Origin of the sequence: Acididesulfobacillus acetoxydans, assembly GCF_902729405.1 — a bacterium.
In the GTDB taxonomy this organism is placed as follows: Bacteria; Bacillota; Desulfitobacteriia; order Desulfitobacteriales; family Desulfitobacteriaceae; genus Acididesulfobacillus; species Acididesulfobacillus acetoxydans.
Genome location: NZ_LR746496.1, coordinates 1,815,851 through 1,831,568, shown reverse-complemented (window position 1 = coordinate 1,831,568; position 15,718 = coordinate 1,815,851). Strand labels below are relative to the sequence as shown.

General features: G+C 54.4%; 14 protein-coding genes and 1 riboswitch. Of the genes, 1 reads left to right on the top strand and 13 read right to left on the bottom strand.

All coding sequences use genetic code 11. The annotated features are described in order from the left end of the window. Nucleotides 1-9: 9 nt before the first annotated feature. The 13 genes from MNU25_RS08105 to thiS form a co-directional block, all read right to left on the bottom strand. Entirely contained in the window at nt 10-1,050 is a 1,041-nt protein-coding gene (locus MNU25_RS08105) for a LacI family DNA-binding transcriptional regulator (RefSeq protein WP_240984600.1), read from the bottom strand. An 8-nt stretch (nt 1,051-1,058) separates the two neighbouring features. After that, nucleotides 1,059-2,186, bottom strand: a complete 1,128-nt coding sequence (locus tag MNU25_RS08100) for a uroporphyrinogen decarboxylase family protein (RefSeq protein WP_240984599.1) — start codon at nt 2,184-2,186, stop codon at nt 1,059-1,061. Between the two features lie 145 nt (nt 2,187-2,331). Beyond that, nucleotides 2,332-3,324: a substrate-binding domain-containing protein gene (locus MNU25_RS08095; protein WP_240984598.1), complete on the bottom strand. Its 993-nt coding sequence runs from the start codon at nt 3,322-3,324 to the stop codon at nt 2,332-2,334. A 92-nt stretch (nt 3,325-3,416) separates the two neighbouring features. Next, nucleotides 3,417-4,946: a sugar ABC transporter ATP-binding protein gene (locus tag MNU25_RS08090; RefSeq protein ID WP_240984597.1), complete on the bottom strand. Its 1,530-nt coding sequence runs from the start codon at nt 4,944-4,946 to the stop codon at nt 3,417-3,419. A gap of 32 nt (nt 4,947-4,978) precedes the next feature. Next, on the bottom strand, nt 4,979-6,112 hold the full coding sequence (locus MNU25_RS08085) for an ABC transporter permease (RefSeq protein ID WP_240984596.1): 1,134 nt from the start codon (nt 6,110-6,112) through the stop codon (nt 4,979-4,981). Continuing rightward, nucleotides 6,093-7,127: a uroporphyrinogen decarboxylase family protein gene (locus MNU25_RS08080; RefSeq protein WP_240984595.1), complete on the bottom strand. Its 1,035-nt coding sequence runs from the start codon at nt 7,125-7,127 to the stop codon at nt 6,093-6,095. The genes MNU25_RS08085 and MNU25_RS08080 overlap by 20 nt, the downstream gene beginning before the upstream one ends. Before the next feature lie 298 nt (nt 7,128-7,425). Further along, nucleotides 7,426-8,178, bottom strand: a complete 753-nt coding sequence (locus MNU25_RS08075) for a demethylmenaquinone methyltransferase (protein WP_240984594.1) — start codon at nt 8,176-8,178, stop codon at nt 7,426-7,428. 473 nt (nt 8,179-8,651) lie between these two features. Beyond that, the gene (locus MNU25_RS08070; protein WP_240984593.1) at nt 8,652-8,954 is read right to left on the bottom strand and encodes a zinc-ribbon domain containing protein; all 303 of its coding nucleotides are present in this window, start codon (nt 8,952-8,954) and stop codon (nt 8,652-8,654) included. Nucleotides 8,955-9,136: 182 nt separating this feature from the next. Further along, nucleotides 9,137-10,441 (bottom strand): phosphomethylpyrimidine synthase ThiC, encoded by a 1,305-nt coding sequence (gene thiC / locus MNU25_RS08065; protein ID WP_240984592.1) that lies wholly within the window; start codon nt 10,439-10,441, stop codon nt 9,137-9,139. A 3-nt stretch (nt 10,442-10,444) separates the two neighbouring features. Continuing rightward, entirely contained in the window at nt 10,445-11,959 is a 1,515-nt protein-coding gene (gene thiF / locus MNU25_RS20285) for a sulfur carrier protein ThiS adenylyltransferase ThiF (protein WP_306425034.1), read from the bottom strand. Beyond that, nucleotides 11,953-13,101: a 2-iminoacetate synthase ThiH gene (gene thiH / locus MNU25_RS08050; RefSeq protein WP_240984591.1), complete on the bottom strand. Its 1,149-nt coding sequence runs from the start codon at nt 13,099-13,101 to the stop codon at nt 11,953-11,955. Before thiH ends, thiF begins: the two co-directional genes overlap by 7 nt. Continuing rightward, nucleotides 13,101-13,874: a thiazole synthase gene (locus MNU25_RS08045; RefSeq protein ID WP_240984590.1), complete on the bottom strand. Its 774-nt coding sequence runs from the start codon at nt 13,872-13,874 to the stop codon at nt 13,101-13,103. The genes thiH and MNU25_RS08045 overlap by 1 nt, the downstream gene beginning before the upstream one ends. Nucleotides 13,875-13,973: 99 nt before the next feature. Then, the gene (gene thiS, locus MNU25_RS08040) at nt 13,974-14,174 is read right to left on the bottom strand and encodes a sulfur carrier protein ThiS (RefSeq protein WP_240984589.1); all 201 of its coding nucleotides are present in this window, start codon (nt 14,172-14,174) and stop codon (nt 13,974-13,976) included. Nucleotides 14,175-14,372: 198 nt separating this feature from the next. Beyond that, nucleotides 14,373-14,477: riboswitch (TPP riboswitch) on the bottom strand. A gap of 228 nt (nt 14,478-14,705) precedes the next feature. Here thiS and MNU25_RS08035 point away from each other — a divergent pair. Continuing rightward, entirely contained in the window at nt 14,706-15,680 is a 975-nt protein-coding gene (locus tag MNU25_RS08035; RefSeq protein ID WP_240984588.1) for a glycosyl hydrolase family 18 protein, read from the top strand. Nucleotides 15,681-15,718 lie beyond the last annotated feature (38 nt).

Genomic DNA, 15,718 nt, shown 5'->3' with positions numbered 1-15,718 from the left:
CCGCTTGCCTCAGCCAAGTTTGTCCGTCCCCCGCGTCGAATCCCGAACGACCAGTTCCGCAGCGAAGACTTTTTCGGAAGCCCGATGGTTTGGGTCTTCAATATAGGACAACAGACGCCGCATGGCTTGGGCACCTATTTGAAAGGTTGGATTGTACACCGTTGTCAGCCTGGGCCGCATAGAGCGAGCAATCTCCGTATCATCAAAGCCAACGATTTGAACGTCCTCCGGAATTCTGTAACCTGACTCCAAGAGAACATTCATGGCCCCGGCGGCCATGTAGTCATTGGCGCAGAATATCCCGTCAAATGCCGTACCGCGTCTCAGCAGTTCCTGCATCGCTTCCGTTCCGCTCCGGGTTGTAAAATTGCCATTAACCAGGGCACTCTCTTCTACTTTGATGCCGGCCGCGCTCGTCACGTCCAAGAAAGCCTGTCTGCGCCGTACGGCGTCAAAGTGGTTTTCCGAGCCGTTAATATAAGCCGGTTTTTTGCACCCCGATTCGAGCAGGTGTTTCGTCGCCTTCGCCGCACCGGTGTAATTATCGAGAGAAACGGTCTTCCCTTTATCAAAAGAGGCCGAAGGATTCACCAGCACATACGGGAATTTCAGCCGCTCCAAATCCGGCAGAAAACTGTAAGGATGGGTATATTGAGGAACAATAATCATCCCGTCACACGACTTGTTTTGCGCGCTTTGCCCAAGCACGCTATTCTTTTCGACTTCGTCCCAGAGCTTGACCGCAAAGCTAAGCGCATAGCCCGCCTTCTCTGCCTCACCTAAAATTCCACGCATAAACGGATAGAAATAGGTGCATTCTCCCGTTAAATCCGGGTTATCCCTGTCGTTAAGAATATAAAGGGCAATCGTGCAGCTGCGTCCGGTGATGAGACTGCGGCCAAGCGAATTTTGCACGTAGTTTAGTTTCCGGGCCGCCGCCGTCACCCGCTCGACCGTCTCTTTACTGGCTCCCTTGTTGTTCAGTGCCAGGCTGGCTGTAGCGACAGAAACTCCGGCCAGTCTGGCTACATCTTTGAGGTTCACTTTCATCGCTAGGTTTAGCCCCCTATGGGATAGCGTCCAGATTCATACCCGGTGTCAAACAAGGCCAAAATATTTTCCGGCGGACAGTTGGGTTGAATATTGTGGCCAGAGGAAAAAATGTAACCGCCACCCGGGGCAAGAGCGGCAACTCTGCGTTTGGCGTCCGCAATCACCGCCTCAGTGTTAAGGTGGAACGTTCCCTGGTTATTCGTACCCCCGTGTAAGACCAGAATGTCGCCGAAATTACGCTTAATTCGCTCCGAGTCATCCATCTCGGCGGCCGAGGGCTGCAAAGGTTGGATTATATCCACGCCCATTTCCGCAAAATCCTGCAAAGCCCAATACACTGAGCCGCAACTGTGGTAAGCGATTTTGGCCTTTGTTTTACTCTTAATAAACTGATGCAGCTTGGCAAAACGCGGCTTTACCGTCTCACGGAAGGAAACCGGGCTGATAAGGGGGCCCGATTGCTGCCCCCAGTCATCACCTGTCCAAAGGTACTCGATTTTATCCCCGATCGCATCAAGATAGCTTTCATAGAACCCCAGCCACCAATCGAGCAATTTATCGAGCAAGTAGTTGGCAAAGGCAGGGTCTGCCGCCGTGTCGAACATAAACTGCTCATACCCTCGCAAGTCCCAAGCCGGAGCATACAGAGCGCCAATGGTGCCACCGACCAAAGCATACTCTGTTTTCTCGTACAATTCCAGGGCTTTTTCTTTTAGTCCAGCGAAACGTGCCGGATCCTGAGGATCAGGAAATTTGTACGCTTTCAGGTCTTTAAGAGTCATTCCGGCCAGCGGATGTTCGACCGAATCGGCGTAATAACCGACGTGATGATGCTTCACGCCCCACTCATCATACCAGAAGCCCTCTTCATCTTCTTGATAGTTCCAACCCGCTCCGGCCTGCGCATAAAGATAGCGGGTATCTACATGCAACCGTTTCAGGATTGGCTCCTCGACGCTTGCCAGCCTCTGGATAGGATCATACAGCGAGACTTTCGCGTCGACACCGAGAAATTGTGTTAATTTAACGTAGGCCGCCTCGTGCATTCCGGAGACAATGCCGCCGTTATCGATGGGCACCCGGTCAGCCTCTTTATGGGCTAAAGCAAGTTTAACCCGTTCCCTTGAGTTCACTAACGTCACCTCCGCATTGTCGCCTACCTTACCTTCTTCTGCTTAACTTTTAATATTCATCTGCTCAATTCTACTTCTCTTCACCGTCGCCACCAGTCAGCAGCTGCGACCGGCAATAGCCGCAGCTGCTCGGGATACTTCGTTCTCACTGCTTGAGCCAATCCTTCATCTGGTTAGCATAGGTGTCAAGGTTGTTCTTATCGACAAAAACTGTCCCCGAATCAATGATCGGAGAGGTAGGTTTTTTCCCATCCCTAATGTAGTTAACTAGGACCTGTGATGCCTGGTAACCCATACGATAAAAGTTCTGCACTTCACTTCCATAAACCGTTCCGCTCTTAATGGCGTCCGTGGTCTGCTGCATGTCATCAATACCCATGATTAGGACCTTTCCTTTTAATCCCATCTCGTTGACAACCTTTGCCGCCGCCGGAGCCACTTCCGCCGCCACACCGATGATTACATTGGTTTGCGGGTAAGTTCTCAGCAGGTTTTCAAACTTCTGTACCGCCGTCATCATATCACTATTATCCGGAACGCGCGCTAAAATCTTTGTGCTCGGCACAGTTTTCAATTCCTTAATGTAGGCTTCGGCCATTTGATTGGCGACCGTGGCGTCCATAGTACTCTGCATGATGATCACGTTTGCCGGCGTGCCATTGAGCTTCTTCAAAATTTCTTTGGCCCCCGCCGTACCGAGGTTAGCATTATTTGTCCCCACATAGGCCAATCGCGGCGCATTCGGTGCGTCGGAGTTTACCAGCACCACCGGAATGCCGGCTTTGGAGGCCTTTTCCAGAACGGGTTGAAACGCTTGCGGGTTCAAAGCCATCGTAATAATCCCATCCGCTTTCATGGCTATAGCATTTTCAATCTGTTGGATCATGGCGTTAGCATCGATTCCCTGGGGTCCGACCCAGTCCCCCGTAAAGTCGTACTTCTTAGCCGCGTCGTCAAAACCTTTCTTCGCCTTAAGCCAAATCGGGTGCCCAATCAAAGGTGTAACGAAAACAAAGTGCAAAGGTTTCACACTCGCTTTATTCCCGGATGAGCTCGGGGTTCCACAGCCCACCAAGCCGACCAGGACGACCATGGCAATCGTTACGAGTAAAGCAACTGGTTTTGTCCATTTTTTCATCGTTCTCTCTCCTTTAGCTTTTTCTTACGGGTCAGCGAAAAACATCTTCTCCAAATCCCCCTGTGTGATTCGTCTTTGGCCCTCCCCCTTTCTCAACGCGTCAGTCCCGTGGCGGCTTTCATTATCCTCTCCTGGCTGGCTTGGGCCTGGTCAAACTCATCCTGAATCCGTCCCTTGGCCAGCACAAGAAAACGATCGCAAATAGAGATAAGCTCAGGCAATTCCGAAGAAATCATAATGACCCCCACACCTTTTTGGGCAAGTTCGTTGATTAGATTGTATATTTCTACTTTAGCCCCGACATCAATACCCCGGGTGGGTTCATCTAGTATGAGGACTTTGACCTCACGCATTAACCATTTCGCCAACACCACTTTCTGCTGATTGCCCCCGCTCAAAGTCAGAACACTATCATCCACCCTTTGCACTTTAATGCGAAGTTTCTCCACATAACCCTGTACCTCGCTGAGTTCCTGTTTTCGTTTGATAAACCCTTCTTTTGAAAAACGTTTTAAGCTAGCCAGGGATATATTTTTGTCGACTCGCAGTGTTCCGACAAAACCGGATTTACGTCGATCTTCGGTTACCAATCCAATCCCCGCTTCGATCGCGTCGAGCGCTCGGGATATCCGCACCAACTGTCCTTCAATATAGATTTCCGGTTTCCCCCGCGTGGGTATCGCCCCAAAAATGGCGTTGACCAACTCGCTGCGTCCGGAACCGACCAGACCGGCTAAACCGAGCACTTCACCCCGGTGCAGATTAAAGCTAACGCCTTCAATGATGTTTTTCTGCGCCGACAGAGGATGTGGGACAGTCAAATTTCTAACCCGCAGGACTTCTTTTCCTTTTTCGACTTGGCATTTTGGGTACATGTTTTCAATTTTACGCCCTACCATATCCTCAACTACTTTTTCCGCCATGATCTCTCCGTGTCTGTAATTGGCAACGATAGTCCCATCCCGCATTACCGTTATGCGATCCACGATCTTAAAAACCTCGTCAAGTTTGTGCGAAATATAGATGCAGGCGATGCCCTTGTCCCGGAGTCCACGCAGTAACGAAAGCAAGGTCTCCGCTTCGGATTCCGTCAGGGCTGACGTGGGCTCGTCCAACACCAGTATTTTCGGCCGGCGGACCATAGCCTTGGCGATGGACAACAATTGCTGTTGACTGGTGCTTAAACTTCGCACCCGCCTATGAGTGTCAAGATCAAGCCGAACGAGTTCCAGCGCTTGAGCGGCTTGAGTATGGAGTTCTTTCCGGTCAACCCAGCCTCGTCTTTTTCGCGGCAGGCGACCCAGGAAAATATTCTCCGCCACAGTCAGATCAAGATGCAAGCTGATCTCCTGGTAGATCATCTCGATACCCGACGCTTCCGAATCGCTCGTACTATGAAAGCGCCTCGGCACATCGTCCACAATGATTTCACCGTGGTAACTATCACAGCTGTAAGCACCGCTCAGTATTTTCATCAGGGTGGATTTTCCGGCCCCATTTTCCCCGACCAGACCCAAAATTTCACCTTTGGCCAGTTCCAAGGTCACGTTCTTGAGGACCGGTACGCTGAAGAATTCTTTCCTGATATTCTGCATAAGCAATATCTTGTCAGCGGTTACCATAAAGCTTCTCCTCCCCACTCCGATGATCCCCGTCAAGCCACTTTGCGCCGGCGATATTGGTCGATACCAACCGCAACGACAATAATGACTCCCACGACAAGATTCTGCCAATAGGCTGAGATGCGCATCATAATCATTCCGGTGGAAACTACGTTCATAAAGAGAACCCCGAGGAGAGACCCCAAAATGCTGCCGGAACCCCCAAACATACTGGTTCCCCCGATGATGACTGCGGCGATGACCTGCAGTTCCCAACCGGCACCGGCACCGGGCTGGGCCGAGGCTAGGCGGGAAGCCATGAGCATCCCGACGAAGGCCGCTGCCATCCCCGTGAGAATATACACCGTAAGATTGACAAAGTTTACATTAATTCCTGAAAGGCGCGATGTCTCGGCATTTCCTCCCGTGGCAAAGACCATCCGGCCATAAGTCGTCCGAGTTAAAACAATATGTGCCACGATGCCGACCACGGCGGCTATCAGAACCACGTACGGTATACCGGCGAGATTTCCCTGACCGATTGCATTAAAGGCGGCTGGCAGCGGATAGACGGGAGTTCCCCTGGTTACGACCAGAACCGCACCCTGACCGGCATACATCATACCCAAAGTGACGATTAGCGGTGGAATCCCGAATTTTACGACCACAAAACCGTTAATAAAACCGATCCCCGCCCCCGTCAGCACACCGGCAAGGATCCCCAAGAAAATCGGCGCCCCAGCCGCGAGAACCATTGATCCCACGATGCCCCCGAAGGCGATCACAGACCCGACAGAAAGGTCCAGTCCGGCGGCAATCAAAACAAAGGTCATAGCGGCTGCCACGATAAACATGAAAGATGTATTGCGCAGAACATCAATGATATTTTGCGGATCAAAAAACAAAGGATTAACCAAACCGATTATGCAGATAAGAAGCACGAGAGGAATAGCCAAACCTGTTTCCTGGGCCCTCAGCCAAGCCCATCTTTGTGATTTTTTCTCTGGCATCTTTTTCTCCTCCGTATCGGCGAATTCGCTCCCAATTACAAGAACCGTCCGGAACCGGGCCTTTTTTTTCCGCAGGACCGTGACTTGATCTTCCGGCCCGGCCACATCTTCCCCGAACCTCAAACGCTCCTCCGGACCCGGAACCGTCCCCCCTGCTTTAGCTATGGTAAACGCCATAGGTTTTGGCCGCTTGGACCAGAGCGTGAACATTTTCGTCTGGTGTATCGCTGGCCATTGCGCAACCCGGACCTAGGATCAACCCCCCGCCGCCGGCGGCTGTTTCGATCGTTTTCTGGGCCAAATGGGTAATCATCTCCGCTGATTCATGACTCAGGGCCGTGGGCGAAACCTGACCGAGCAAACAACACCTCCCCTGAGCGTGGCGTTTGGCCGTCGCAAGATCCGTCCTTTCGTCAATCTCTACGATCTGAGCCCCCGTTTCCACCATTTTATCGACGATCAAAGTTGTATCCCCGCATATGTGCAGGGCGATAAGCCCCCCGGCCTTTTTCACAGTCTCGACCACTCTCTTTTCGTACGGATAAGCGTACTCGAGATACATCTCCCGCGAAATCAAGCTGGGACCGGCCAAACTGTCCCCGATCGAAGTGGCGTGCGCCCCCGCCTCCAATTGAGCCAAGGCCAGGCGAATGACTGCTTCCGTGGCGAAATCCAACAGTTGATGAATATTTTCCTTTTCTCTGCCATAGGCCAGATCCATCAGAAAATTGTTGATACCCCGAAGCATAGCCGCCAGGGAAAATGGCCCCTGATCCGCTCGACCCATGACAAATACTTCTCGACCGATTTGATTCTTGACCAAGCGAGTGGTACGCAGCAAGACCGGCAAGGTTGCATCTTTTTCCGGGTTACACATGCGCAACTTCCCCACGTCACTTAAACGATTTAAGGCGGGCTCCGTCACCTTGGCCGGAGCATCGTCCGGATAAACCACTTTACATCCGAGCGCTTCGGCCGTCGCCGTCGTACCGTTTTCCAAGAGAATTACATCATGCCCGAAGCGGCGCCACAGGCCGATCTGCGCCTCTGCCATGAGGTCGGCACTGTGAAAGAATTCGCCGAAGGGCCGTCCGGAATGTCTCGCCGCTAAGGCGAAGGAGTGTAAATCAACCGGAACTCGATCGGGTAATTGTAAGTTAATGGTTGTTAGGGCTCGTTCAAGTGCGTTCATAACCACATCCCACTCCCCACTGATTAAAACGTTTTAAATAGTAATTCGCGACTGTTGGCAAAACTCCTTCTTTTCCAGGAACTTTTTTTGAAAGGCGAGGGCTTTTTTATCCAAACCGCAAAACGTTTTTTGCCCGGCGACTGGGACAGAGCAACTTCCCTCAAGCTACGCACTGCGGCCCGGCAGTGTCAGCCCCCGAAGAAAAAGAGCCCCCGAGAAATGGTTTCAGGAGGGCACCTTGTCCGCGTCTGTATACATCTTTACAAATCTTGTCATCTGCGCAAAAGGCCGCCGCCGGTCATCGCGTAAATCCGCTGTGCCTGATGACAGCCCCGGCCGCCTTGGTTCCCTCAACAATGGCCACGGCTCCCCCGGCCAAATTATGGCAGCGCGTATCTATCAGTCCGCACCGAGCAAAGATTTGGGCGAGTTCGCGCTGGGCCGGAAACTGTACGGCCGAATCGTGCAGGTAGCGATAGGCGCTCCTTTTGCCTGTAAAGAGACTTCCCAACAAAGGAACCACCCTCTCGAAGTAAAACCAGTAGACTTGCTTAAATACCGGCAGAGTGGGTTTAGCCATGTCCAGAGACACGATCTTGGCGCCGGGTTTGACCACCCGGGTCATTTCCCGGATGCCTTGTTCAAGATCAGGCAAATTCCGCAAGCCCCAGCCTACCGTTGCGCCGTCGAAACTGTTATCCGGAAAAGGCAGCGCCAAGGCGTCCCCGCGCTGAAAATGCACTCTCTCCGGCCAAGGCCTATGTTGCAACGCCTCCCGCGCCTTCGCCAGCATGTTCTCCGAAAAATCCAGACCGGTTACTCTTCCCCGCGGTCCGACCCTCTCGGCCAAGGCCAGAGATAATTGACCTGTCCCGCAGCAAACATCAAGAATATGTTTGTTCTCGGCGGCGCCCACGCACCTAACCACTTTCCGCCGCCAGCGCTTGTCCAGGCCCAAGGTCATTACGCTGTTCATGAAATCATAACGCCCGGCAATTGTGTTGAAAGTTTCTTTCACATAGCTCGCTTTATCCTTGCCGGCAAAATCCATACGTCACCCTCCCCGCCGACCACCCCGCTGTTCCATCGTTGGCAAACAATGTCACCATTGCGCCATCCCCGGTACACGGGTGCTGAAAAATTACCTGATGGGGTTTGCCCTCCCGCCACCAGTTTTCTTATTCGCTGTGAAAATTATACTTCCTTCTGATACCACCTGTGCGGCAGACACCCTCACCGGCTATGAACCCCGCGCTGGACTTGCCGCCTGCCGGAGCCACATGTGCGGCTGTCACCCAAGCTTGAACCGCGGCTGCCGCCGCTTTCGCCGTCCGGAACCTTTACCTCAAAGACGGCGTCCGGCCGGGCGAACCACAGAAAAGCCAGGGATTAAATCCCTGGCTCCGTGTCGCACGACCCCTATTACTTTGTGTCACAAAACCAATATCGCGCTATTTGATTAACCGCCGATTTCATTAAATACTGCTTTACACCCACTCATCGAGAGCGCTTGGCAACCGGCGATTAGTAGCGACGCATCGCTTGATAGCAATCGCGGCAATAAACCGGCTTCTCGCCGGAAGGCTGGAACGGCACTTCAGTCTCGGCCCCGCAATTGGCGCATACGGCCGGGTACATCTGACGCTGCGGCCTGGAATAACCACCGGAATTCCGTCCCGCCGAAGCTTGTTTACGAGCCTGGCGGCAGGATGGGCAGCGTCCCGGTTCATTCTGGAATCCTTTTTCGGCGTAAAACTCTTGCTCCCGCGCCGAGAATACGAATTCCTGACCACAGTCACGGCATACCAGCACTTTGTCTTCAAACATGGTAATCTTCCTCCTTATTAGGGTGTTCCTTGTCCCTTGGCTACTTCAATTTTCCTCCCAAGAACCCTAATAAGGCTGTCGGATTCCAATTTTCAATAGACCCAAGTCTTCAACAAGCACATTTAGAGTATAGCAGAACATGCAAGCGTTGGCAAATAAATCTTTCTGACAAATTTAGACCTCTATTTTGTGCTGGCCCTTGTCTGTGCCTTGTCTTCCATGCGGTTCATTAAGCGCATGGAGCACATTTCCCCGCACATGGTACAGCTGTCGGAATGGGTGGGCATGGACTCTTTCCGATAGCGCTCGGCTTTTTCGCGATCGATCGCCAGCTCAAACATCTGCTCCCAAGCCAAAGCCTGCCGCGCCTGACTCATTTTCCGGTCCCACTCGGCCGCCCCGGGTATGCCTTTAGCCACATCGGCTGCATGAGCCGCAATTTTAGCGGCGATGATCCCTTCTTTCATATCTTCCAGGCTGGGAAGGCGCAAATGTTCCGCCGGGGTTACATAGCAAAGAAAGTCGGCCCCGGCCGCTCCGGCGAGGGCTCCGCCAATCGCGCTCGTGATATGGTCATAACCCGGGGCGACATCGGTGACCAGCGGCCCCAAGACATAGAAAGGGGCACCGTGGCAAAGTTTCTTTTCCAGCTGGACATTGGCAGTAATCTCATTGATCGGGACATGGCCCGGACCCTCAATCATGACTTGAACATCTCTCTGCCATGCCCGCTCCGTCAGTTCTCCCAAAACAATCAATTCCTCAAGTTGGGAAGCATCCGTGGCGTCGGCCAGACTGCCCGGCCGGCAGGCGTCCCCGAGACTCAAGGTAACATCATATTCGGCGCAGATGTCCAGAAGCCTGTCAAAGTATTCGTAGAAAGGATTCTCGGCCCGGTTCATCTCCATCCAGGCGTAGAGGAGGGAACCCCCTCTGGAAACGATCTGAGTGACCCGGGACGCGCGTTTGAAATGCTCCACTGTCTGGCGATTCAGCCCTGCGTGGATGGTCACAAAGTCCACCCCGTCCCGGGCATGCTTTTCCACAACCGCTAAGAATTCCTCAGGCCTAATGTCCTCCAGTTTTTTGTCCAGATAACCGATGGCATCATACATCGGTACTGTGCCGATCAGAGCCGGGGACAGTTCGATCAACTTTTGGCGGAAGATCGCCGTCTTGCCGTAGTTGCTCAAGTCCATGACAGCCTCAGCCTTCATCGCCAAGGCTTTGCGCACTTTATCCAGTTCGGCCTCCGTGTTGGCACAGTCCCCGGAAATGCCGAGGTTGACGTTGATCTTGGTCCTCAAACCCGTGCCGATTCCCTCCGGGCTCAGGCTCTTGTGACCGTGGTTGGCGGGAATCACGATTTGACCTTTAGCCAGCTTAAGACGGATCTTCTCCGAATTCAAGCGCTCTTTTTCCGCCACAACCCGCATCTCTTCACTGATTTCGCCCCGTTTAGCCCGGGCCATCTGTGTATTTGCCATGGTCTACTCCTCTCCTCCAGTCAATACTCCCACGATGTCGGAAGCCTTTTCATCCTTTACCTCTATAATCTGGTTTAGCTTGGCGATTTTTCCTTCAATGTCGGGACTGCCCACGATTTCCGTGACCAAGGCCACGGTTGAGGCGCCATGAGAGAGAACTTCCCCCAAGTTGTGTTCCTTAATCCCGCCAATTGCGACAAAGGGAATCTCCGCATGGGCAACAATGTAGTCAAGGTATTGCAACCCCACGGAAGCGCAGACGTTCTCTTTGGTCCGAGTCGGGTAAATAGGTCCGACTCCGATATAATCGGCCCCGGCCTCTACCGCCGCGCAAGCCTGCTCGGGCGAGTGCGTAGACACCCCTACGATGAGGCGGGAACCGACTAATTGCCGCACCACCTGAAGAGGAAGGTCATCCTGGCCGATGTGCACTCCGTCGGCCTCAACCGCCAGGGCCAACTCGGGATAATCGTTGACGATCAAGAGCGCCCCGGACTCCCGTGTCATCCGGCGCAGAACCAGACATTCCTCGTACATTTCCCTAAACACCTTGCTCTTTTCGCGATATTGCAGGATTTTAACGCCCGAGCGCAGAATTTCGGCAGCCACGTCCAGGTTGCTCCTCCCCAAGGAATGCGTTTGAGAGGTTATGGCATAAATACCCGCGGGTAAGCGAAATTTTGCTGATCCCGCGGCTCCCGGGGATATCTCCACTCCACGATTCTTATCCGCTTCATAAGTTTTCCCCACTGCATAAGTCTCCTCCCTCCCACGGGTCTTCCCCACCTCTTGAGTTTTGTCCATCTCATGGGTCTCCGCCCTTCCACAGGGTTCCGCCACTCCGCGGGCCTTTTTCACTCCACCCGCCTCTTTCGCCCCGCGAGCTTCCGTCACCTCGCCGGGTTCCGCCACCGCTTCATCCTCCTCCAGGATCCAGGATAGGACGACATCCGCTTCTTTGGCGGCCCCAACCCCCACCCGCGGTGCAAGGGGAGGCGCAGCCGCATCAACTCCGCTTTTGCGATCGCCGACGATCACCAGACCCGAACTCCATTCCCTCGTCACCATGTCATCCGTACGGCCCCAACCGGCTAAGCCCGAAGCCGCCACCACCCGCTTGTGCCGCCTCAGGCCGGCCGTGACGAACATTTTCTTGCTCTCCGCCTGATCGAAAGCTTCGACCCAATACCCGCAAGAATCGAACACAGCCAGAACATTAGCTGCAGTAATGCGTTCACAAATTAACGTCAAATCGAGGTCGGGATGAATCAGCCTGAGGTTGTCCGCTAGGGCTGAAACTTTCATCTGCCCCACCTGGGCCAGGAAATAATACTGACGGTTCAAGTTGCTCTTGTCCACCCGGTCAAAATCCGCCAGGACCAAGTGCCGGACCCCGGAGCGGACCAAGTGAACGGCTGCGTTAGACCCCAGTCCGCCCAGCCCCCCGATGCCGACCCTGGCTTCCCGCAAGCGGGCCATCCGGGTGCGGCCCAATGCCTGCTCCAGATAAGCTAACACGGTGATTCCCCTCCTCTTTGACACTTGTCCGGCGTCTCGCGCATATTCAACCAATCGCAGAGGATCGGTTGATACCCATGCCTGTGCAACATCGCGATAATCTCGGCCACAGAACGCTCGTCGGCAATCTCGAACTGAGTGCTTTCCGGGTTCCGAGATCCGGCATAGCCCCCAACCGAGGTGAGAGAACCCGCAGACATCCGGGTGATGCCCAACGGGACTAACGCGTCACGCAGGGAAGCTTCCTCACGGGTGGAGATCGTAATCCCGGCCCAGGGCAGGAAAAGGCGGTAAGCCAGGAGAATCTGAACCAGATTTCGGTCGGAAACAGGACTTAGGGGTTGGAATTCTCCCACATGAGGTCTCATCCTCGGCAGAGAAAAAGACACTTGGACCTCCGGATAATGCCGTTGCAAATATCGTCCATGCAGGGCGGTCATGAATGCCTCCCGGCGCCAATCCCCGATTCCCAAGAGAGCGCCAAGGGTCACTTCCGCCATGCCGGCCCGGCAGGCCCTTTCGGGGGCGTTGAGGCGGTAATGATAGTTCGCTTTGGGACCGCCCGGATGCACCTCGGTATAACGCCGTTCATCGTAGACCTCTTGAAACATCGTCAAACTGTCGATCCCGGCAAGAATGAGCTCTTTATACTCCTCTTCGGCCAACGGATAAACCTCAAGCCCCAAAGAGGCAAAACGCGGACGGAGCTCCCGGACACAGGCTTGCAAGTACTCCGGCCCGCTCATGGCGCGTGACTCCCCAGTCAGGAGCAGCAGATGCCGAATTCCGGTCTCGGCAATGGCTTCTCCCTCAGCCGCCACCTCTGCTAAAGAGAGTCTTTTCCTCGGGATGCGATTCTTGGTATTGAAGCTGCAATAGACGCATTGATTTGTGCAATAATTGGCCAGATAGAGTGGCGCAAATAACGAAACCGAACGTCCAAAATGCTGCAAGGTCAAACGCCGGGCTCTGCCGGCCATTTCTTCCAAAAAACCGCCGGCGGCCGGAGAAAGGAGGACCCATAGATCTTCCGGTTCTGGAGACCCCTTGGTCAGCGACCGTTGTACCTGGAGCGCCGAAATTTTCTCGGCGGGATGAGACTCAAACATCTTCCGCCAGACACCTGAATCCTCGTAAAACATCACCGCTCCTCCCCCAGAAAACCGGTCAGGGGAGAGGAAGCATGGGCCTCTTCCCTGCGGGCCCCCGGCCCTGACAGGTAGCCCAGGCGTCCCGCCTCAACCGCGAGCCGGAAACCCTTGGCCATCTGCACCGGATCATCGGCCACGGCAATCGCCGTGTTGACTAAGACCGCGGCCGCACCCATTTCCATCGCTTGCGCCGCTTCCGACGGACGCCCAAGGCCGGCGTCGACTACGATGGGCAGCGGGATTTCCTCAATGAGTATCCCGATCAGCTCTTTCGTTCTCAGCCCCCGGTTGCTGCCGATGGGCGCCCCTAGAGGCATGACCGCCGCCGCCCCGCAGTCTGCCAAACGCCGCGCGGTCCCCAGATCCGGACTGACGTAAGGCAGGACCACGAAACCCTCCTTAACCAGTGTTTCCGTCGCCAACAGGGTTTCGTAGTTGTCGGGCAGGAGATAGCGCTGATCTTGGATCACCTCAATCTTTACCCAGTTGCCGCAGCCGGCGGCCCGGGCCAGACGGGCTATGCGCACCGCCTCCTCTCCTGTGCGGGCCCCGGAGGTATTCGGCAGAAGTATCGCATCCCGAGGCACATAATTCAGGATGTTCTCCTGCGGATTATTCCTGTCCACCCGGCGCAGGGCCATGGTCACAACCTGAGTCCCCGCAGCGGCCAAGACATCCGGCACCAGTTCATAGCTAAATTTCCCCGTACCGACAAAAAGCCGGCTCCTCAAAACCTTGTCCGCCAGATGAAGTACGTCTGTCAACTTCCATCCTCCTCTGTGCCGCGAGTTTCTCTCGGCTGAAATTTGCGCCGTCCTGCCAAAACCCATCCGGCGCCCCGTCCCCAATTGATCCGCAAAACCTCAACCTCCGCCGACAAACTGCAGAAGTTCCAGCCTGTCCCCCTCCTGTAAAAATACCTCTCCCCATTCCTCTTCCGGGAGAATTCTCCCGTTGTACTCGATCACCACGGCCTTAAAATCAATCCCTTGCTCCTTCAGCCAAACTCCCATGGGCGTCCCGGCACCCGCCTCGGTTTTCTCGCCGTTGACCAAAATGAACATGCGCTGTCCTCCCTTTCGATGATGTTGTTCCCGCCGCCATGAGCCCGAAAGTGTCAATGGGACGCGCGGCGGGAAAAAACAGAAACAAAAAAACAGCCACCACCCGGCAAGCTGCTTTCATTAGCGGAACTTTTCATTTGAATCAAACCGACCCCGTATTGGCGTGTGGCCAATCCCATCGGCAAACCCATTGAAAAAATTCCCGGAATATCGCTTCCCTACGCTGGTACTAACCAGATCAGGTTCAAAGGGATAAGAGACTTCTCTTTCTCAGCCCCTTACGGGGCACCCCCAGCAAAGTTTTAATTGTACGTATACTTATCATAAGCCCCTGCGGGCTTTCTGTAAAGAGGGCAAAGAAAACTCGGCCGACACCGCGACTGTCCTCTTGGTGGGGCAATCCGTCTTGGCCGGCAACGGCTATTGCACCCCTATTTTCTTTGCAATGCCCCCCGTTCTTTTTAGCCCGCAATTTTTTTCAACCGCAGTCATATCTTAAGGCAAACAAATGAATTCGAGGAGGAGGTCAGTTTGAATTCCAGTCATACCGCCCTGCGTCTGCGCGAAAAATCTCTTTGGGTCCTCGGCTATGCCGCCGAGGATTATCCCGGCGACAGCCGTGCGGCAGACAGCATTCGCTCAAGGGGATCCCGCCTTGACGCCTGCGCGGATTTTGCCTTCTTCGTCCGGGATGACGGCTATTTGGCCGGTTCCGTCAATACGCAAATTCTCGGCGCGGCCGCGGCCCGGGACGTCGGCTATTTGGTTCTCTTCCATAATTTTGACGGTCAGCGTTTTGATCCGCGTCCCCTCCAGGCCATTCTCTCTTCACCGCCCCTGCAGCGGACTTTCATCCGCAACGTCCTTGATTCCCTGCCGGCCGGCTCAGCCGGGATCCAGCTCGACTTCGAAGAAGTCCAAGCGGGCGACCGCCTGCCTTATGTTCACCTTCTGGAATCTTTGCAGGCCGTCTTGCACGAAAGAGGCCTCCTCTTGACAGCCACGCTGCCGGCCAAGCGTTCTGAGGGAGAGGCCCCCGGCTATGATTTCGCCGGCATCGGCAAACTATGTGATGCCGTCACCCTGATGACCTATGACGAGCACTACGCGGGCGGGGAGCCGGGCCCGATTGCCGGTCTGCCCTGGATGATTCAAGCCTTGGACTATGCCATAAATCTCATACCCGAAGACAAAATTCTGGTCGGAATTCCGGTTTACGGCTATGATTGGTCAGGAGCACCCACCCGCATGCTGCCCATGCGCGACATTCCCGCGTTGGTCGCCGAGACCAAGGCCCGCGTTCTTTGGTCTGACCCCGCCGTCGAACCCTATTTTTACTATTGGCGCGGACGCGACAGACATACCGTCTGGTTCGAGAACGAGCTTTCCGCCAAAATCCGCCTGGGCTTCGTCAAGTCATACCACCTGCGCGGGATCGCCGTCTGGAGACTGGGCTATGAAACGAAACGTTTCTGGGCGGCGGTGAGCACCAAACTGCGGCACTGAAAAACCGGCGCACGGACAAACTGGCCTGCCGGCAAAAC

Coding starts and splice junctions, on each gene's coding strand:
- thiH (WP_240984591.1), bottom strand. CDS start 13,101: ATGTTTTACGAGGATTCAGGTGTCTGGCGGAAGATGTTTGAGTCTCAT.
- thiC (WP_240984592.1), bottom strand. CDS start 10,441: ATGGCAAATACACAGATGGCCCGGGCTAAACGGGGCGAAATCAGTGAA.
- MNU25_RS08090 (WP_240984597.1), bottom strand. CDS start 4,946: ATGGTAACCGCTGACAAGATATTGCTTATGCAGAATATCAGGAAAGAA.
- MNU25_RS08080 (WP_240984595.1), bottom strand. CDS start 7,127: ATGAACGCACTTGAACGAGCCCTAACAACCATTAACTTACAATTACCC.
- thiS (WP_240984589.1), bottom strand. CDS start 14,174: ATGTTCATTTTGGTCAACGGCGAGAAAACCGAGGCGGGTGCCGGGACG.
- MNU25_RS08085 (WP_240984596.1), bottom strand. CDS start 6,112: ATGGCGTTTACCATAGCTAAAGCAGGGGGGACGGTTCCGGGTCCGGAG.
- MNU25_RS08075 (WP_240984594.1), bottom strand. CDS start 8,178: ATGGATTTTGCCGGCAAGGATAAAGCGAGCTATGTGAAAGAAACTTTC.
- MNU25_RS08070 (WP_240984593.1), bottom strand. CDS start 8,954: ATGTTTGAAGACAAAGTGCTGGTATGCCGTGACTGTGGTCAGGAATTC.
- MNU25_RS08105 (WP_240984600.1), bottom strand. CDS start 1,050: ATGAAAGTGAACCTCAAAGATGTAGCCAGACTGGCCGGAGTTTCTGTC.
- MNU25_RS08095 (WP_240984598.1), bottom strand. CDS start 3,324: ATGAAAAAATGGACAAAACCAGTTGCTTTACTCGTAACGATTGCCATG.